This window comes from Arachidicoccus rhizosphaerae, assembly GCF_900107765.1.
In the GTDB taxonomy this organism is placed as follows: domain Bacteria; phylum Bacteroidota; class Bacteroidia; order Chitinophagales; family Chitinophagaceae; genus Arachidicoccus; species Arachidicoccus rhizosphaerae.
Map to the genome: position 1 here is coordinate 169,193 of NZ_FNQY01000005.1, position 19,769 is coordinate 188,961.

At 42.0% G+C, this 19,769-nt stretch carries 12 protein-coding genes, 1 tRNA gene and 1 riboswitch; of the genes, 6 read left to right on the plus strand and 7 right to left on the minus strand.

The genetic code is table 11. From position 1 onward, the window contains the following. Positions 1–182 precede the first annotated feature (182 nt). Positions 183–255, plus strand: a tRNA-Thr gene (locus BLU80_RS06265). Between the two features lie 205 nt (positions 256–460). On the opposite strand, the gene BLU80_RS06270 is transcribed toward BLU80_RS06265, so the two are convergent. The 3 genes from BLU80_RS06270 to BLU80_RS06285 all read right to left on the minus strand — a co-directional run bounded on the left by BLU80_RS06270 (position 461) and on the right by BLU80_RS06285 (position 2,887). Further along, a complete protein-coding gene (locus tag BLU80_RS06270) occupies positions 461–1,015 on the minus strand; it encodes a hypothetical protein (RefSeq protein WP_091395209.1) in 555 nt (184 codons plus the stop codon). Between the two features lie 264 nt (positions 1,016–1,279). After that, positions 1,280–1,870, minus strand: a complete 591-nt coding sequence (locus BLU80_RS06280; RefSeq protein WP_091395214.1) for a 50S ribosomal protein L25 — start codon at positions 1,868–1,870, stop codon at positions 1,280–1,282. 42 nt (positions 1,871–1,912) lie between these two features. Beyond that, positions 1,913–2,887: a ribose-phosphate pyrophosphokinase gene (locus BLU80_RS06285; RefSeq protein ID WP_091395217.1), complete on the minus strand. Its 975-nt coding sequence runs from the start codon at positions 2,885–2,887 to the stop codon at positions 1,913–1,915. A gap of 589 nt (positions 2,888–3,476) precedes the next feature. On the opposite strand from BLU80_RS06285, the gene radC reads away from it, so the two are divergent. Both radC and topA read left to right on the plus strand, forming a co-directional pair. Then, a complete protein-coding gene (gene radC, locus BLU80_RS06295) occupies positions 3,477–4,169 on the plus strand; it encodes a RadC family protein (RefSeq protein ID WP_091395222.1) in 693 nt (230 codons plus the stop codon). A gap of 280 nt (positions 4,170–4,449) precedes the next feature. Then, the gene (gene topA, locus BLU80_RS06300; RefSeq protein WP_091395225.1) at positions 4,450–7,071 is read left to right on the plus strand and encodes a type I DNA topoisomerase; all 2,622 of its coding nucleotides are present in this window, start codon (positions 4,450–4,452) and stop codon (positions 7,069–7,071) included. A gap of 130 nt (positions 7,072–7,201) precedes the next feature. Here the strand turns inward: topA and BLU80_RS06305 are convergent, their stop codons facing one another. Beyond that, entirely contained in the window at positions 7,202–7,594 is a 393-nt protein-coding gene (locus BLU80_RS06305; RefSeq protein WP_091395228.1) for a hypothetical protein, read from the minus strand. Between the two features lie 107 nt (positions 7,595–7,701). Next, a riboswitch (Fluoride riboswitch) is annotated at positions 7,702–7,781 on the plus strand. A gap of 53 nt (positions 7,782–7,834) precedes the next feature. Here BLU80_RS06305 and BLU80_RS06310 point away from each other — a divergent pair. Beyond that, positions 7,835–9,196 carry a voltage-gated chloride channel family protein gene (locus BLU80_RS06310; protein ID WP_091395229.1) on the plus strand — a complete coding sequence of 454 codons (1,362 nt, stop codon included), beginning with the start codon at positions 7,835–7,837 and terminating at the stop codon, positions 9,194–9,196. A 151-nt stretch (positions 9,197–9,347) separates the two neighbouring features. Here BLU80_RS06310 and BLU80_RS06315 read toward each other — a convergent pair whose 3' ends face one another. Next, positions 9,348–11,759 carry a TonB-dependent receptor gene (locus BLU80_RS06315; RefSeq protein WP_091395232.1) on the minus strand — a complete coding sequence of 804 codons (2,412 nt, stop codon included), beginning with the start codon at positions 11,757–11,759 and terminating at the stop codon, positions 9,348–9,350. 345 nt (positions 11,760–12,104) lie between these two features. Further along, entirely contained in the window at positions 12,105–13,070 is a 966-nt protein-coding gene (locus BLU80_RS06320) for a bifunctional helix-turn-helix transcriptional regulator/GNAT family N-acetyltransferase (RefSeq protein ID WP_091395234.1), read from the minus strand. A gap of 354 nt (positions 13,071–13,424) precedes the next feature. Between BLU80_RS06320 and BLU80_RS06325 the strand changes: the two genes are divergently transcribed. Together BLU80_RS06325 and BLU80_RS06330 are read left to right on the plus strand one after the other, a co-directional pair. Further along, positions 13,425–15,320 carry a chloride channel protein gene (locus BLU80_RS06325; RefSeq protein WP_091395237.1) on the plus strand — a complete coding sequence of 632 codons (1,896 nt, stop codon included), beginning with the start codon at positions 13,425–13,427 and terminating at the stop codon, positions 15,318–15,320. Positions 15,321–15,409: 89 nt separating this feature from the next. Further along, positions 15,410–17,659: a RelA/SpoT family protein gene (locus tag BLU80_RS06330; protein WP_091395240.1), complete on the plus strand. Its 2,250-nt coding sequence runs from the start codon at positions 15,410–15,412 to the stop codon at positions 17,657–17,659. 302 nt (positions 17,660–17,961) lie between these two features. On the opposite strand, the gene BLU80_RS06335 is transcribed toward BLU80_RS06330, so the two are convergent. Beyond that, on the minus strand, positions 17,962–19,074 hold the full coding sequence (locus tag BLU80_RS06335) for an RNA-guided endonuclease TnpB family protein (protein WP_091395243.1): 1,113 nt from the start codon (positions 19,072–19,074) through the stop codon (positions 17,962–17,964). Between the last annotated feature and the right edge of the window lie 695 nt (positions 19,075–19,769).

The following is a 19,769-nucleotide window of genomic DNA, read 5'->3' on the forward strand; positions in this document are numbered from 1 at the left end:
TGCTTCGGTCGCGAATCAATTATTCTCTGAACAGTATGCTTTCAAATCACAGGTGCGGCAGACAGCAGCCAAAAGAAAATCCCGAAATAACAGGGTCACCGGAACCGGTACTTAACAGCTAAAAATTTACTCGTCAGAAATTATTAAGATATTGTATTTTTGCGCTCGAATTAAATCAGTTCGCCTCCTTAGCTCAGCTGGTAGAGCACTCGCTTCGTAAGTGATAGGTCGTAGGTTCAAGTCCTATAGGAGGCTCTCTCTTAGTAAAAACCCCTGATAAGAAATTATTATCAGGGGTTTTATTTTAGCATTTTATCCTTTTCTCCAGGCTTCTTTTTATCTCTAATTTGCGTAAATCCTGGCATCCCTGTTCCCCCCAAAAAAATAGAAAAGCTGGTGCAAAGGTTTATTTGCACCAGCTTTTCTATTTTGAATATTATTTTTAAAATGCAACGATCTTCTAGAGCCCAAATCGCCAGCCTGCCTTAAAGGCGACCCAACCATTGGATCCCGATGGATCCCCGTCTTTCTTGCCTAATAACTCATAATCAATCTGCGCTTCAATAGGACCCAGTTTTCCGCCCACCCCAAAAGAACCGGTAAAGCGTGCGCCGCTGGTCAGATCGTTTTTGACGCTGGCAGACCCCACATCTGCGTGTAAAAATAGTAGATTCAGGGGCAGGAAATTCTGCCGGAGCCCGAAACGGACGGGCACATAGGACATCCTGCCGGGTCTGGGACTGGCAGACTTATCCTGCCCGAAAGAACTATAACCCAGTGTCCCGGTCGCATAGGTTTTATGGAATAATTTAATACCAGCTCCCGCTTCTCCGCCGATACCATACTTATAATTTTGCATCATCCCACTGCCTCCCGGATTCTCATAGGCCAGATGACCGAAAATAAAAAACAGTTTCTGAGCATGTGCAGACTGAATACCAAGTCCTGCAATTATAGCCAGTGTTAGGCCTGCTGCGAGGAGCATTTTTCTTGTAGCCGACATTAATTGTTGCATAAATATGTATTTTTAAAAAGGAGCATGAAAGATAAACCGTTGTAACTATAACGCTTATATATCCAAAGTTAAGCAATGTTTCCTATTTGTAGCGCTTCAGCTCAACTTTTTGCTGCCGGATTTTTAATTACAAATACCTTGCCCATAGCCGTACCCGGCTTCAATGGCGGACAAAATAAAACAGGAAAAGTGTTCCTTAGAATACTTTTCCTGTTTAAATGCTTATATAATTCAGCCTTGAGGTTCCTTAAAAGGAAGCAGACCTTATTTTTTCTTAGCATCTTTATCCGCAGCAGCTTCTTCCTGGCGCAGTTGACGCGTCATAACGATAGAAGCGATGGGGATACGTTTGGAGTTCATGATTTCAAGTGCTGGTTCCTGTACGTCCTCAACACGAATATTTTCGTTGAGTTTCAGGTTAGTGATATCTAGACTGATGAATTCTTTCAGATCTTTAGGTAAACATTTTACCTTAAGAGATTTCAGTTTAGTCACCAGTTTACCACCGGCTTTCACACCTTCTGCGTTACCTGCCATTTTAACTGGAATAGTAGCGATCAGTTTTTTACCTTCAACCAGTTCCAACAGATCAATGTGGATCAGTTTGTCAGATACTCTGTCAAATTGCAGATCTTTGATGATGGTAGTGTATTTTTTACCATCGATTTCTACTTCTGCCTTCTGAAACTCACTAGTGTAAACCAGGGGTTTTAATTCTTTAGCAGAAGCATGGAAATTAATTTCCTTTTCACCGCCGTAAATTACACCTGGCACGTTCTCCTGAGAGCGAATTTGGCGGGTGGCACTCTTTCCGCTTTCGGTCCTCAGTTGTCCTTTGATTGTAATTGTTTTCATGTTTTATATTTAATGAATAAAAAACTTTTTTGTGATAAGATCTTAAGATCTGTGTCCCCTGCTTCTTTCTCTCTCTCTTAATTGAGAATGAAAAAACAGGCTGGAGATACTTTTATTTTCATGTGCATTCTTAATCGCGATCGCGAATAAATCTGCCACTGAAAGTACTTTGATCTTATCAGACTTACCTTTTAAAGGAATGGTATCGCAAACCACCAGTTCATCCAAAACACTGTTTTCAATGGTCTGGTAAGCGTTACCACTTAAAATCGGGTGTGTGCATAGGGCACGGACACTTTTGGCTCCTTTTTCCATCAGCAAACCTGCTGCCTTGGTTAAAGTCCCTGCCGTATCGCAGATATCGTCTACCAAAACGATATCCTTACCTTCCACCTCTCCGATAACCACCATGCTGGCGATCTCGTTAGCCCTCTTTCTGTGCTTATCACAGATGACCATTTCAGCGTTGAAATAGTTGGCTACTTCCCTTACCCTGTTGGTACTTCCCACATCAGGGGCCGCAAAGGTAAGATTTTTTAATTTTAATTGCTCAATATAAGGGATAAAAATTGCGGAACTATCCAAATGGTCTACCGGAATATCGAAAAACCCTTGAATCTGAGCCGCATGCAGGTCCATGGTGATAACCCTGTCTGCACCCGCAGATTCCAATAAAGTGGCAACCAGTTTGGCGCCGATGGCTACCCTGGGGCGATCTTTACGATCCTGACGGGCAAATCCGTAATAAGGTATAACGGCAACAATCCTGCTGGCACTGGCCCTTTTAGCCGCATCAATCATCAACAGCAGCTCCATTAGGTTATCCGTAGGCGCAAAGGTACTTTGTACCAGAAAAACATAGTCCCCACGAATACTTTCTAAGAAAACCGGTTGAATTTCACCGTCACTGAACTTTTGAACATTGATTTTACCAAGAGGAGCACCAAATCTTTGGGCGATTTTCTCAGCCAGCGCCTGGGAGCCGGTTCCTGAAAAAATCTTGACAGATGGATTCATAACTAAAAAGTAATATTAGGTGCGAAAATATAAAACTTCACCAAAACCGCAATTTATTTTCCCAATTACTGTGTTATTGTTTTCGTTTTTTTCCACAAAAAATTGTGCACAACCTGCTGACAACCTGATCATTTTGACGTTTTACAGCCTCCGGGCCATTTTTAAAAACTAACGACTATATTTGTGGGGCATGGTATAATACATTTCTAATTCGTCAATTTAAATCTTTTAAAAATGGATAATTGTGAAGTGCATTATTATGTGCAGGCAAACCGGTTACAATATGTAGATCAGCTGCAATCTTTCAAGCGGCATGGCAGAACTTCGAACCGGATGACGCTTTTTACCTATCTCCCTGGGCAGGGCTGCCCTGAAACGGTTAATCTTTTCATTTTCAAGGAATTATTTAATAGCCTGGCATTTCATTTCTGATTACTCACAGTGCATTTACAGGATTTGCAGGCCTGGTGGCACAAAACGCAGTCCTGCCCGCAATTTTTAATGAATTTGAGCTCTAAAGGCCCGGATCAAATTTAAACAACTGAATATCAACACGTGTTATCCTATTTAACAGGAGCATTAAGCGAATATGAAACAAAAAACGATTAAAGAGTGGGCCGCCGATGACCGGCCCAGGGAGAAGCTCATAGAAAAGGGCGCCACAGCGCTGAGCAATGCCGAATTGCTGGCCATTTTAATCAATACAGGCAGCGCCAAAGGGTCTGCCCTGGATATCGCTAAGACTTTACTGGATCTTCATGGCAACAAACTTCATTTAATTTCCCGGTTAACGGTCACTGAGATCATGAATTATAAAATTCCAGGTCTGGGTATGGCTAAAGCCGTTGCTATTCATGCGGCCTTATCTTTATCTGCCAGAAAGGAACTGGAAGATAAATCCAGAAACCAGATCACCAGCTCCAATGATATGGCAGCCTTTTTAATCCCGCACATGGCGCATCTGCAATACGAAGTCTTTATGGCCGTCTATTTGAACAATGCCAACCATATTATTCACCATAGGATCATATCTTCAGGAGGCCTCTCCGGCACCATAGTCGATATCAGGGTCATATTAAAAGGCGCCATTCAATGCAATGCAGTGGCAATGGTAGTAGCTCATAATCATCCAAGTGGTTCATTAAGACCAAGTGATCTGGACAAAAAGCTAACGGCCAAAATTCGATCGGCCGCCAGGACCATGGAAATAATACTCCTCGATCATATTATTGTTTCCGATAATGGGTTTTATAGTTTTTTAGATAATAATTTGTTGGAATAAGTCCTGAAAAAACTTCCCCGGTTGTAGCCGGGCCAATCTCAAATAAATTCCTAATGCAAAAAGAAGCGATATATTAACTGATAATCAATGAATAGCAATGGACAATCGCGGTAATATTCTGACAAAAAAAATATTGCGCACTGTCAAAACAGCGGCGATAAGTTTAGAATTTATCCGTAAAATTCTCTTTGTACTTTCAACTTTTGTTTATTATTGCAAAATTGTACAGTCATATTAGAGAAGATTTCGTATTAAAAAAGAAGATAATCTAGATAGAAGAATGGCAAAAAACTTATTAATAGTAGAGTCTCCTGCAAAAGCCAAGACCATTGAAAAGTTCCTCGGAAAGGACTTTGAGGTGGTGAGCAGCTATGGTCACATCAGGGATCTTGCAAAAGGAGACAACGGAATAGATATTGAAAAGGGCTTTAAGCCCGCTTATATAGTACCCGACGAAAAACTTAAAGTCGTCAGCTCTTTAAAATCCAAGGCCCAGAAAGCTGAGGAAGTCTGGTTAGCCTCGGATGAGGACCGGGAAGGGGAAAGTATCAGCTGGCACCTGGCCGAGGTGTTAAAATTAGACCCGGCCACGACCAAGCGTATTGTTTTCCATGAAATCACTAAACCTGCCATCCAAAAAGCCATCCAGACACCGCGCACTATTGACTTAAACCTGGTGAATGCGCAACAGGCCAGACGTGTTTTGGACCGCCTGGTGGGTTTTGAGCTAAGCCCGGTGCTGTGGCGCAAAATCGGTATGACCGGAGGATTAAGCGCAGGCCGGGTACAAAGTGTGGCCGTTCGTCTGATTGTGGAAAGGGAAAGAGAAATCATTGGCTTTACGGCTGAAAACAGTTTTAAAATAGATGGCTATTTTAAGGCAACGGATATCAGTGGCAAACCGGTTACTTTCAAAGCAGAAGGCCCTGCCAAACTTCCCAACAGCAGCTCTGCTGAAAATTTCCTGAATTCCTGTAAAGGTGCCACTTATAAAGTAGCAGATATTCAGGTTAAACCAGCTAAAAGAACGCCTTCGGCCCCTTTCACTACTTCTACCCTCCAGCAGGAAGCCAGCCGCAAACTGGGTTTCGGGGTCAGTAAAACAATGCGGATTGCACAGACCCTTTATGAAAACGGGCATATCACTTATATGCGTACTGACAGCATCAATTTAAGTGATACGGCGATGGCAGATATCAGCCAGGAAATTAAAACTGCTTACGGAAATCAGTATTACCAGCCCCGTAAGTTTAAAAATAAAAATGAAAGTGCACAGGAAGCGCATGAGGCCATCCGTCCCACTTACATCAGTCAGCATAGTGTGGAAGGATATGATGAGCGCAGGCTCTATGACCTGATCTGGAAAAGAACCATCGCTTCCCAGATGAGTGATGCTGCCTTTGAAAAGACCATTGCAAAGGTTGATATCTCCACAAATAAAGAACAACTCACTGCCTCCGGGGAAGTCCTTAAATTTGACGGCTTTTTGAAAGTATATCTGGAAGGAAAGGATGATGAGGACGAAGAAGAACAGGAAGGCGTGTTACCTCCATTAACCGTCGGGCAGCAATTAGCATTTAAGGAAATGCTGGCCACTGAAAAATTCACCCGTCCGGCCCCTCGCTATACGGAAGCCTCTTTGGTAAAGAAGCTGGAAGAACTGGGTATCGGACGACCATCCACCTACGCCCCTACCATTACCACTATTATGAAGCGTAATTACGTGGAGAAAAGGGAAAAGGAAGGAACTCCAAGGGTGATTCATTTTATCAAACTGGACGAAAAACAACAGATTGCCAAATCTGAGAAAACAGAAATTACGGGTGCGGATAAAGGGAAACTGGTCCCCACAGACCTTGGTATGGTTGTAACAGACTTCTTAACAGAGCATTTTAAGAATGTCATGGACTACAACTTTACTGCACGTGTGGAAGCTGAATTTGACGAAATTGCAGAAGGTAAACTGGTCTGGAATAAGATGATTCACGCCTTTTATGGTCCATTTCATTTAAGTATTGAAGACACACTGGAAAATGCAGGCCGTGCTACCGGGGAAAGAGAGCTAGGAGTTGACCCCGTCAGTGGAAAAAAAGTATATGCAAGAATGGGACGCTTTGGGCCTATGGTTCAGATCGGAGAGCAGGAAGACGCTGAAAACAGAAAATTTGCCTCACTCAGAAAAGAGCAAAGCATTGAGACCATCAGCTTCGAAGAAGCAATGGACCTGTTTAAACTACCTATGACGCTGGGTCAGTACAAAGGCCAGGAAGTACTCGCCAATGTTGGCCGGTTCGGTCCCTACGTTAAATGGGGTGAGAGCTTTATTTCACTTCCAAAAGGCAGTGATCCGCTGGAAACAACCATGGAACAGGCAATTGGTCTGATTGATGCTAAAATTCAGGCTGAGGCTCCTATCGGCTATTATCAGGAAAAACCTGTCACCAAAGGCACCGGCCGGTTCGGTCCCTATATAAAATGGGAAGACTATTTTATCAATGTGCCTAAGGCATACGATTTTGATAACCTGAATCAGACCGATATTGATGAGCTAGTCTCCAAAAAAATAGACAAAGAAGCCAACCGTTATATTCACAACTGGCCGGCTGAGAAAATCGCCATCGAAAATGGCAGATGGGGGCCTTTTATTCGCTATGGCAAAATCTCCGTCAAACTTGGTAAAAGAAAGGACGGCGAACGCTTTACGGCTGAAGATTTGCAGGACATCACACTAGAAGAAGTCAAAAAGCTGATTGAAAAAGAATTGCCTGGCGCTTTTGATAAAAAAGCAAAAAAGGCAGCGCCTAAAAAGGCGGCCAAGAAAGCTGCACCCAAAAAAGCAGTGAAAAAGGCCGCACCTAAGAAAACTGCTAAAAAAGCAGCGCCTAAGAAAACGGCTAAATAAACAATAATTTCCACTTAGGTAAGCAACTTATCAAAGAGGTCGGTACGTTTAGATGCGTACCGACCTCTTTTGTATTCATTATCGCTGATTACCGGTCTTGCCCATGCAGACGGGCCTTGGGGCCGGTTTATCATACAACAAGACAACTAAAATATCTTTCGGATTTAAAAAAGGTAAAATAAAAAATAGTCGCAATATGTATGAGTACTACCGTTCCCAAAAAGATTCTGAAAGGCAGTCCCAGATAATCAAAATAAAAAAAACATATCCCCAGAATCAAGGCTACGATGTAAAATATATCGGCTACAAAGGGTTTAATTATTATCATTTGGGAAGTACCGGTTATCAGCACCTTATTACTTTTATACCACCCCTGCAATTGCAGTTTTACTACTGACTCGCCCTCAGGCAAATAGATCTGTTGTTTTTTGCCTCCGGTCAACAGGTAGTGCTGACCGGAAATTTCTACCTTCATTTTCTCAAAGGGGAGATATCCTTTTCTGACAATTTCCAACTGTGGCATGATTGCTCTTTTTCATTTATTGAACCATAAAAATATGTTTTTTTCTCCTTTGGCCTAAAATAACCCGTTAAACCAACACACATTAGTACGATTCATATTATCTTTGATGTGCAAAAGGAAATGGTGTCTTCCTACTTAACCGCTCCGGGGTAAATCTACCTTCACAGCTGATGGCGCCTACAAATAAACGTAAAACGTAATTAGGTCACACCGACCTCTAATTTATTATTTGTAGGAAGCATGAAAAAAATCATTACTTCATTTGAACATGTAGCCATTTTAAAACATTTATTAAAATGGACGTTAATAACTATTCCTGTAGCGCTGTTTGCAGGATCAGTGATTGCTTTATTTTTATGGCTATTGGAAAAAGTTACAGTGATCAGGTGGCACCATCCATGGTTACTGTTTTTGTTACCCGTGGCCGGTATCCTGATTTACCTGTCGTATTATTTTGGCGGCAAAAAAGCGGAGGCAGGCAATAACCTGATTGTGGATGAAATACATAAACCGGGTGGCGGTGTTCCATTCAGGATGGCCCCTCTGGTTCTAATCACAACAGTTGTGACACATTTATTTGGCGGATCTGCCGGCCGCGAAGGCACGGCTGTCCAGATTGGAGGAAGTATCGCCAGCTGGATCGGCAAAAAATTAAAACTTGACAAGGCAGATACAAAAATCCTGCTGATGACAGGGGTCGCTGCAGGCTTTGGGGCAGTATTTGGAACACCACTTACCGGAGCCATTTTTGCGCTGGAAGTTATTACGGTAGGAAAGATTAACCACAAAGCACTTTTGCCCTGTTTCATCGCAAGTATACTGGCAGATATTGTCTGTAAGCAATGGGGCATTCACCATACGCAATATACCATTGCTTTCAAAAATATTCTGACAGACACAAACGGCATGTTTCATATGAACTGGGTATTGCTAGCCAGTGTTATTTTGGGAGGTGTTTTATTTGGGCTGGCCAGTTATCTATTCAGCGAACTTTCTCACACCATTAAAAACTATAGTCAACGCTTCATTGCTAAAAAGTGGCTCATCCCTTTTATCGGAGGTTTAATTATTATTGGCCTAACCTACCTGGTGGGGACGGACAGTTATTTAGGTTTAGGAGTGGACAACCCGGATCCTAATGCAGTGAGTATACTCTCTTGTTTTAAAGCGGGTGGTGCAGGATATTTTAGCTGGTTTTGGAAACTGTTATTTACGGCTATTACGCTAAGTATGGGTTTCAAAGGTGGCGAAGTCACGCCTTTATTTTTCATCGGAGCCGCACTAGGCAACGCTGTAGCGATGCTTACCGGGGCGCCGGTGGACCTGATGGCAGGCCTGGGATTTATCGGCGTCTTTGCGGGGGCAACCAATACCCCGATTGCCTGTACGCTAATGGGAGTCGAGTTATTTGGAGGAGAAAATGCCATTTATTTTGCCATTGCCTGTTTTACCGCTTATTATTTCAGTGGCCATACGGGAATTTATTCGGCACAACGATTGGGCTTTTCAAAACTCACAGCGGAACATACCAGAGACAAGGAACTAACCTTGCAAAAAATCAGAAAAGAACGATTGAAAAACAAAAAGCATTTCAAATTTTAATCATTCATCGACCAAACCGAATCTGGAAATATTCCATGCCCTAATCAGATTCATGGTGCCGGTAAAGAATCCTTAAGATGCAATGATCAGACTATAAAAAAGGCACCTTAAATGATACTAAGGCGCCTTTTTTAATTATAATGACTGACTTCTATAGTTTGAAAGCGACTGTCATACTGTAACTTACCGGTGGTTGTGGATTTACAGACCAGTATCCAATATAGTATTCCTTATTGAGCAGATTATTGCCATTCAGAGAGACCCGGACATGTTTAGCATTATAAAACAAGGTAGCATTTAACAGTGTATAAGAAGGCAATTCAAATACTCCTGTCTCGCTGTTGTCTATCACTTTATAAACACCTGCATAATTACCGCCAAGGCCAAATCCGAAATTACTCAATTTACCTTTTTGAATCGTATAAGTTCCCCAGAAATTCGCCAGATCCTGCGGCCCCTGACCACCTGGCGCACGACCTTTCTCCGTATAAAAATCAGTTTTATTAGAACTTATATTTTCGATTTTATTGTGTGTATAACCGGCAATTAAACTCAGACCAAGGATGGGATCAGATTTTATGTCGATATCAAATCCCCGGCTTCTGACCTTGCCCCTTTGATCAAAGTCATTCATATTGTCTTCAAGCGGTGTTACTCTGTTTTCTACCTTTATATCATAATAGGATGCTGTAACGGCCAGTTTATTTTGGATAATATTAGTTTTAATGCCGGCTTCCCATTGATTGGCATGCTCGGGAGAGAAGGTTTTAAATTGCGGATTTTTTCCCTCTTTATCCGTAACCGTTTGAGGTGCTACATTCATAAAAGAGTTCTGATAGTTCCCGAATATAGAGACTTTATCTAAGACCGGTTGATAGACCAACCCGAATTTCGGGCTTAATGCGAACTGATCAAAATCATCGTCTTTATCACTCTTTTCTCCTTTGTTATCAAAATAATCAGCTCTAAGGCTTAATAAAACCGATAATTTCGGAGTAAAATTAATCACATCAGATACATATGCCGCGTAGGTCTGTTTACTGGTATTACTCAAAGAATTGCCCGCACTTGCCAGAAGACTATCTATGGAAGCGGTAGTAAGATATACGGGATGGGCTTCATCCAATTGAATAACCTCTCCCTCCGGGGTAACTAAACGAGCAACAGCATAACCCGCCCCATTATTGGTGATTTGTTGAGAAAAATAATCCAGCCCCAGTAATAACCGGTTACGGACCGACCCGATCTTAAAATCAGCATTAAAATTCTGCTGTGCATCAAAAACTCTGTTATTTTGATTTTCCTTTGTGAAATACTGTACAAACTGATTACTTCCCAGGTCATTACCATATATATACCCATAATATCCGTCCGCCCATGAAATACTTCTGGAAATGGCTGTCTGCGAACTCCATACACCAGAAATCTTATAGTTCATCTGCGCCTGAATATTAAACCTAGGATTCTTGATCGATAAATCATTGGAAGTAAAAGACAAATCAGGATTGAGTTTCAGTTCTGCAATATTTTTAAATGATAAGGCATCTGACCGATTGGTGTTAAAAAATACAGGAGCCACTGCCCTTTGTTCCTGATAAATCTCCGCCATAAAATCAAAACTTAAACGATCACTGGCCTTATAAGTAAATGAAGGGGCTAACAGAAAAGATTTTTTGAATCCCGCATCCTGAAAACTATTCTCAGTATGATAATCTGCAACCATTCTAAAGGCCATACTGTCATTAAGCGGCGTGTTATAATCTGCTGTTATCTGGCTTAAGCCAAAGCTACCGCCCGTATAGCTCAGCATCCCTCCTTTTTCAAAATATGGTTTTTTGGTAATTACATTAATAACTCCTCCGTAACCCACAAAATTAGCTCCATATAAAGTCCCGGAAGGGCCTTTAAGTACCTGAATCTCCTCGATATTAGCTGGATCCAGATCCCCGGCCGTAAAACCTGGCAGGCCGTTATACAGGGATGGTTGCGCTTCAAATCCTCTGAGCGCAAAATAACTGGCACCATCTCCGGCTCTGCCGGTAGAAGCCCAGGTTCTGGAAATTCCAGGCACATTACGCAATGCATCATCAAAATTCGTAATCCCTTGTTGTTGTATTAGATCCGTCCCTACACTGCTATATACCTGTGGGTTCTCCAGATTTTTAAGTGGCATCTTTTGAACGCCATAAGTTACCTTATTGCCCAATTGATTCTGATTAGCCAGAACGATTACATCGGCCAGTTCTGCATAGCTTAAATTAATAATAAAATCTTCCTTTAAACGCGCGCCATTTTGAATTTCAATACTTTTTGTCTGCGTCTCAATACCAAGTCCGCTCACTTGTAAAACATAACTTCCTCCTGCAGGTATATCAATATGGTAATTTCCGTTAACGTCACTGATATCGCCCCAATTCCTTCCTTCGATGCGGACTGCCAGCTGGCTGGCAGCCTTCCCGTCTGTTGTTGAAATATGCCCGCTGATGACTGCTTTTTGTGCCATCAGAAGCAACGGGCAGCCCAGCATTAAACACAAATTGAATAAAATCTTTAAAGGTTTCATACTATGATTGGATTTAGAAAATAATTTTACTAGCCCGACTAACTAATGAGATGCTTTGCATTGAGCAGAAAACGGGGAGAGATACACATTCTCTATTTATTCCGGCAAATACAATCGAGCAGCTTTACATAAATCTGCTGTAGCTTTCCGGACAGATCAACTTTGTCTGCTTAATACGGCGCAAAAATAATTCATACAGGGCCATTGGATTTACGACATCGGGAATAAATTCAATAGGATGGCCACTTTAAAATAGGGCATTAAGCCATAAGGGGGCGAGCCTGTGTAGACGGGCCGCCCCCTTTAATATTGCAGTCCAGGTATCTGAAATTGTAATGAGCGTTTTTAACCCTTCTGTTGCATCAGATCAAGCTCCATATGAATATCAGCCCTTTTATAGGGAGAATGTCCGCCTGGTATTTTCTTAAATCCCAATTTATAGTACAGATTAATGGCAGGCTTAAGAAGAGTATTGCTTTCCAGGTAAAGTTTTTTCGCGCCTGCTTTTTTCGCAGTCTCTATGATGGCAGTCCCTAATAACCGACCGATTCTTCTGCCCCGGGCCTCTGGCAGGACAGCCATCTTAGCCATCTCAAAATCATAGTTGGGATCATCCATTCTTATGAGCGCACATACACCCACTACCTGCCCCTGATATAAGGCCACCAAAATTTTCCCTCCTTTATTAATAATATAAGACTCCGGATTATCCAGCGCTTTATAATCAGCAGCTTCCATTTCAAAGTACTGACTTATCCACTGAACATTTAACTCCTTGAAAGCCTGTTTAAATTTTGGTTCAAACGGCACAATTACAACGTCCTTACTTTCTCTCAGTTTTTTTTGTTCAATAACGCGGGTCAGTAAAGATTTTTGACCCAGTAATACTTCCCACTCTTTAATGGCTTCCCATAAAGGAAAACTTGATTGATTTTCTATCTGTTCTACAGCAGCTTCTACATCCTGATATTGCAGTTTAATTTTCTCTGCCAGTTGTTTACCTTTAGAGGTGAGCCCGACCAGGTTCCTTCTTTTATCACTTGATTTAAGACCGGCTCTGACCAGCCCACCTTTGGTCATTTCCTTGACGATTTTTGTTACAGAAGGTTGCGTGTGACCTATTTGCAGGGCAATTTCCGTAATGGGCAAAGCTGCGCCCTCCGACAATACAAAAAAGACCGGAAACCATTTTGGCACCAGCTCAAAATCATACAGCTTATACAGTTCTGCCGAATCATCCGTTACTTTCCCCGTGAGCAGTCTGAGCCGGCTGCCAATGGCCATTTTTCCAGTTTTATCAAAAAAATCCATAAATACATATTTAATTATATAATCAGTTATGCAAAATTAAGAATTATTAGATATTCAACAATTTTTTTAGGCCCTGTTATTTATTGGCAGTTTTAAAAATTACGCCCGCCTCCTGAAAGTTAACCTTTGCTTTAGACTGGTTTCCAACATCGGTGGTAAAGAAAATTATGGTTATATGACCGATTGGACTTAACTTAGGAAAGTAAACCCATTCAAACTGGGTTTATGGCCACTTGCCGGTATAGAGCTTTACATATCAATATATTAGATATATAGGAAAGCTAAAAATCAGGATAAGTGAAACGTTTGGAGTCGACACCTGGCCAGTTTAGAACAACTTAATTTATTCTATATATGAGCAAGGGTTCTTTTTTAAAACGGGGATTACCAGTCTCTATATCGCTTAGTCCTACACTGGATGCTGAGCACATGCAACCCAAAATTCCGCAGAGCAAAAAAAGGCTGATTACCATCTCCCTTATGGCAATTATTGTGGCTATTTTGATCAGTTTTATTGCTAAGTTTTTAATGTTCATCATTGGATTTATTACCCAGCTCTCCTTTTTCGGGCAATTATCCATGACAACAGAAGCCAATCCTTCCTTAAATCACCTGGGCATCTGGGTTATATTTATTCCGGCCATTGGCGGACTGATTGTGGGACTCATGGCACTTTACGGCTCACAGGCCATCAGAGGTCATGGTATTCCGGAAGCCATGGAGCAGATCCTGACCAATAAAAGTAAAATAAAGCCAACGATTGTTTACTTAAAACCGATTTCTTCCGCCATAGCCATTGGCACCGGAGGTCCTTTTGGCGCGGAAGGTCCGATTATTGCCACAGGAGGTGCGCTGGGCTCCACGCTGGGGCAGATTCTTAAAATATCCAATAATGAACGTAAGATATTGCTCGCCGCTGGCGCCGCCGCCGGTATGGCAACCATCTTTGGCAGCCCCGTATCTTCCATTTTCCTTGCCATAGAGCTTTTATTGTTTGAGTTCTCACCCAGATCAATTATTCCGGTAGCGCTGGCTTGTATCACCGGCGCTGCAGGTCATCATCTTTTTTTCGGGCAGGGCCCCGTTTTCCCGATGGGCACTCAGGTTGCCATGCCCGGCAATACAGCGCTGTTATGGTATAGTATTATGGGCCTCGTCCTGGGGTTTCTTTCTATACTGGCAACCAAAAGCGTTTTTTGGATAGAGGACTTATTTGCTAAAATACCCATTAACTGGTTCTGGTATCCGGCCATTGGTGGCTTAATAGCCGGTGTTATCGGTTATTTTGCTCCCAGAACCCTGGGAGTGGGCTATTTTAATATTACAGATATTCTGACAGGTAGTCTGCCGATAACTTTACTGTTATCCCTGTCCATCCTGAAATTCCTTTCCTGGACCATCGCACTGGGCAGCGGCACCTCAGGGGGAACCCTGGCTCCTCTATTAACCATTGGTGGCGCTACCGGATTATTATTCGGGATGGCGATCCAGCATTATTTTCCGAACAGCGGCATCAATCTTCCGCTGGCAGCGCTTATTGGCATGTCGGCTCTGTTCGCAGGTGCGAGTCGCGCATTATTAACCTCCATTATTTTCGCTATTGAGAGCACTGGTCAATCCAACGCGCTGTTGCCATTACTTGCTGCTTGTTCCGGGGCCTATTTCGTGTCTTTTTTCTTTATGAAATATACCATCATGACCGAGAAAATAGCACGCAAAGGTGTCAAAATTCCGGAGTCATATGAACCCGACGTCCTGGAGAAAATAAGAGTCTCCCAGGTTACTAAGTCTAATACAATGGTAACACATTCTTCCGACTCCATCAACACCGTCAAAGAGTTAATTTTAAAGGACAACCAACATATTAATTATTTTATGGTTCGCTCTGATGACGGAACTTATATCGGTTATTTAAGTGTGATGGATTTATTTGGTAATCATCCGGAGCAACAAACAATCGGTAGTCTGATTACCGATAAAAATGAAGTATTTATCAGCGATTCGGAAAATTTGCTGTTCGCATTAAAATTGCTTATCAAAAAGGACAAAGAAGCACTGCCTGTCAAAAATGATCAGGGAAATTATATTGGCCTATTGACCTATAAGGACATCCTGAGCGCCTATCAGATTAATCAGGGAGAATTCATAAAGACCAATCCTGCCATTTCTCTTAAAAGACAAGGACTTAAGATTCTTGCCAGGGGAAGCCATATCATGGGTGACAGGCGTCAACGCCATCCCAGACATTAAACATTACACTCCTTTGAAAAATATAAATTATTTTTTCCGTACTGTTCACAATTGCCTAAATTCGTATATACAAAAGACTTTGAGACAATTTGAAACAAACAACAACAGAAAAGGAATTAGTCAGGTATAGCCTGAATGAGGAGCAGGAGAAAAGGGAAATCCTGCGCAGGTACCGTGCTTTATTAAGAACGCTCAGACCGAAATTTAAAAAAGGAGACAAAGAAATTGTCCGGCACGCCTTTTATATGGCTGCCGAGGCACATAAAACCATGCGCCGCAAAAGCGGGGAACCCTATATTTTTCATCCGATCTCAGTAGCCATGATTTGTGTGGAAGAGATCGGTCTGGGCGTGCGCAGTACCATCTGTGCCCTTTTGCACGACACTGTAGAAGATACCGACATTTCCATAGAGGACATTACCCGGGAATTCGGGAATGAAATCGCCCGTATTGTGGATGGGCTCACTAAAATCTCCACCGTTGTAGATGCCTCCACCACACAACAGACCGAGAATTTTAAGAAAATATTACTGACACTTACAGATGACCCAAGGGTTATCCTGATTAAACTGGCTGACCGGTTACACAATATGCGCACCCTGGACTGGATGAAACCAGAAAAGCAACTTAAAATCGCCAGTGAAACCGTCTGGGTGTATGCACCGCTCGCCCACCGCATGGGTCTTTATAATATCAAGACCGAGCTGGAAGATCTTTCCATGAAATACCTGGAAAAGGAAAAATATAAAGAGATTGCCCGCAAGCTTGCAGAAACCAGAAGAGAACGTACGCGCTTCATTAATGAGTTCATAAAACCTATTAAGGACAAATTACTGAGTGCCGGCTTTAATTTCGAAATTTACGGTCGTCCTAAAAGCATCCATTCCATCTGGAATAAAATGAAAAAGAAGGGCGTTACTTTTGAAGAGGTATACGATCTTTTTGCCATCAGAGTCATCCTGGATTCTGAACCGGAAAAAGAAAAGGAGGAGTGCTGGAAAGTGTATTCCATCGTCACTGACTCTTATGCACCTGCCCCCGAAAGACTCCGTGACTGGCTGAGTAATCCTAAAAGTAACGGTTATGAAGCCCTGCATACTACCGTTATGGGGCCTAAGGGCAAGTGGGTAGAAGTCCAGATTCGTACAAAACGAATGAATGAAATCGCGGAAAAAGGTCTGGCTGCCCACTGGAAATACAAGGAAGGCACCAGCACCGAAGACCGTTTTGATAAATGGTTTGGGCAAATCAGAGAAATGATCAGTTCTCAAGGAACTGACAGTATCGACTTCCTGGAGGACTTCAAAACAAGTTTTCTAGCCGAAGAAATTTACGCTTATACGCCTAAAGGAGACATTAAGATGTTACCTAAAGGTTCTACAGCGCTGGATTTTGCCTTTAGCATCCACTCCGCAGTAGGTCAAAAATGTATTGGCGCCAAAGTCAACCATAAACTGGTTCCCATCAGCCATATCCTGCGTAGTGGGGATCAGGTCGAGATTATTACCAGTAACAAGCAAAAACCCAGCGAAGACTGGTTAAACCTGGTGGTTACCGCAAAAGCGAAAAATAGAATTAAAGATGCTTTAAAAGAGGAAAAAAGAGCCATTGGAGAAGATGGGAAATATACCCTTAAAAGAAAATTAGAGAATCTGGGAGTACCTGTCTCGACTTATAACGTTGATGAACTGGTAAGCTTCTATGGCTTAACCTCTCACCTGGACCTGTATTATTCCATCGCCATTAAAAAAATTGACTTAAAAGAACTGAAGACATTTTCTGTCAATGGGGACAGGTTAGAACCTCCAAAAATTGAAGTAAAATCGGATAAACCAGTTTATAATCCGGATGCGAAGACGCTTAATAAAAAAGATTCAGAGCTAATTATTTTTGGAGAAAGCAGTGACAAAATCATGTACACCCTGGCCAATTGCTGCCACCCTATTCCGGGTGATGATGTATTTGGCTTTGTGAGCGTGGGTAAAGGCTTAATCATACACAGAACCAATTGCCCGAATGCGGCACAGTTAATGGCCAATCAGGGACACCGTATTGTTAAAACAAAATGGGCGAAAAATAAAGAAATCTCCTTTCTTACAGGCATTGAAATTATCGGCGTAGATGACGTAGGCGTCATCAACAAAATCACCAATGTTATCAGTGGAGAATTAAAAATTAATATCTCCGCACTTAGCATTGAATCCAGGGAAGGGTTGTTTAATGGCCGGCTTAAAATATTCGTTCATGACAAGGAAGAACTTGATACCTTGGTGGACCATTTAAAAAAATTAGACGGGATTCAGGGAGTTGAACGCTTTGATGCTGAAGACCTCCAATAAACCTTCAAGTAATCAAGAATTGATTAAGGACAATGCCACAGCTTCTAATTGGCATTGTCCATTTTTTTGAACTTCACCAGCAAGGCCTGACATACGGACTTAATTATCGAATAAACAGTGGAGAAAGGAAACTCGCATTTTTTGTATTTACAGCTCTCTCTATTGTACGAAACCTTGCGGTAGCCCTCCGAAGTAACAGCATTTTATGCTGCGTCAATTTCAGGAAGACAGCCGCGTTGTTCTTCAGGCTTCATAGACTCGCCTAACGGCGACGCCTCCACCTGTTTTTGTTTTTAGTCCGACTACGCACCACAACCAGACTGTATTTTTATGCCTTCATTCAGTATGTTTATCGCAGCATTAATGTCCCTGTCATGGTTTGTTAAACATGTAGGACAGGTCCAGCTGCGGTCTTTAAGCAGAAGGTCTTCTTTCTTAAAGCCGCAAGAGGAACAGCGCTTACTGGAGGCAAAGAACCGGCCTACTTCTATGTAATCACGGTTATGCCATTCACTCTTGTATTTAAGACGGGTCAGGATTGCACCCATGGATACATCCTGGAGAGATTTTGCCAATTTGTGGTTTTTCAGCATGTTCGTTACAGCAAGATCTTCAACTGCGAGCAAGTCGTGGTTTTTGACTATTTCGGTGGTCATCTTGTCGTTATGGTCATGCCTGATATTTTTGATGCTTTCATGTAACCGTGCAACACGTCTGCGGAGCCGTTGCCTGGATTTACCTCCTTTTTGTTTTTTTGATAGTTGTCTTTGCGTATAAGCCAGCTTTTTCTCAATTGATTTGAGTGCCTTTTTATTATCGTATTGAGTGCCATCCGATAGGGTGGCCGCTTCTTTAATACCCATATCAATGCCCACCTGCTTACCCGTTTTTTCAAATACGGCGTATTCGCCCGCACAGGTAAAGGATGCATAGTATTTACCGGTGGTAGTCTTGGAGATATGGACATACAGGATCTTACCGGTAATCTCACGGCTTAGATTCACCTTGATCAGGCTGTCCAGCTTGGGTATCTTTAACAGGCCATTACTTAGTTTAGCATTCTGTGGTATTTTGAAGCATTGCCGGTCATTACGGCTCTTGAACCGGGGGAAGGCACTTGTTTTATTAAAAAAGCGCTTAAAAGCCGTGTCAAGGTCTTGTACAGCCATTTGCAGTGGCTGGGCGATAACTTCCCCCAGCCACTTGGTAGCCTCCTGCTTTTTTAATACCGGCAGTTGGGCATTCATCTCTTTTTTGGACAGACACCGGTGTTCTTCTTTGTAGACCCTGTTATGAAGATCAAGACAGTAATTATATACATAGCGGCAACACCCCAACTGTTTAGCGAGGAATATTTCCTGCTTTTTGGTCGGATAAATCCTGAATTTATATGCTTTTATGTATGCCTTTTTCACTGGTCTGTCTTTTAATTAGAGGACATTTCAATAGTTATAGTGGCCCATAGCCTTAATATACAATTCCGTTAGCAAGGGGACTACCCACCTGCTATTTTCTTATTTTATATCCCTGTTTTCTAAATTGCTTGCTCGGCAAAGCGGTACAATAATCGATTATATGAATCAGGTATCACTCGATGCGTTTATTCACGCGCCCGGTGTTAAATCATAGATATCGGTAGGTTACCTGTTTCATGGTAGCAAAGATAGAATAAAAATATGAATTGCCAAACATTTTGGCAGAAAATGTAAAAAATAATAAATATTATGTTTTTAGTGCTAATAAATTTTTAATCTCATTTGATCTGCAGCTATTGTATGAAATCTTCGATAGCTAAGCGAGTATTAACATAATGTGGATATTGCCAATTGTGTAAAGCATTCCATAAAATACGGAGTGCTTTTTTTGCTTTTTTAAAACTCAAACTTTAATAGGTCAGACTTAAAAAAAAGTTAGTGATTAATGGCCGGTCGGAAAGTACATATGGAAATTATGTTCGGCATCTGGCCCATATCGCTTTACATTTTAATAAAACCACTCCGCCTTTCATCGGAGCAAGTGCCCGATTATTTGTTCTTAAAGAAAAAGTCCGAGGATGTTTCCAAAACATTTTTTATTCTGACTGTTCATGCCCTGCGCGCTGCATGCCGGA

Excerpts from the sequence above, each read along its gene's own strand:
- BLU80_RS06270 (WP_091395209.1), bottom strand. The coding sequence starts at position 1,015 with ATGCAACAATTAATGTCGGCTACAAGAAAAATGCTCCTCGCAGCAGGC.
- BLU80_RS06280 (WP_091395214.1), bottom strand. The coding sequence starts at position 1,870 with ATGAAAACAATTACAATCAAAGGACAACTGAGGACCGAAAGCGGAAAG.
- BLU80_RS06285 (WP_091395217.1), bottom strand. The coding sequence starts at position 2,887 with ATGAATCCATCTGTCAAGATTTTTTCAGGAACCGGCTCCCAGGCGCTG.
- radC (WP_091395222.1), top strand. The coding sequence starts at position 3,477 with ATGAAACAAAAAACGATTAAAGAGTGGGCCGCCGATGACCGGCCCAGG.
- topA (WP_091395225.1), top strand. The coding sequence starts at position 4,450 with ATGGCAAAAAACTTATTAATAGTAGAGTCTCCTGCAAAAGCCAAGACC.
- BLU80_RS06305 (WP_091395228.1), bottom strand. The coding sequence starts at position 7,594 with ATGCCACAGTTGGAAATTGTCAGAAAAGGATATCTCCCCTTTGAGAAA.
- BLU80_RS06310 (WP_091395229.1), top strand. The coding sequence starts at position 7,835 with ATGAAAAAAATCATTACTTCATTTGAACATGTAGCCATTTTAAAACAT.
- BLU80_RS06315 (WP_091395232.1), bottom strand. The coding sequence starts at position 11,759 with ATGAAACCTTTAAAGATTTTATTCAATTTGTGTTTAATGCTGGGCTGC.
- BLU80_RS06320 (WP_091395234.1), bottom strand. The coding sequence starts at position 13,070 with ATGGATTTTTTTGATAAAACTGGAAAAATGGCCATTGGCAGCCGGCTC.
- BLU80_RS06325 (WP_091395237.1), top strand. The coding sequence starts at position 13,425 with ATGAGCAAGGGTTCTTTTTTAAAACGGGGATTACCAGTCTCTATATCG.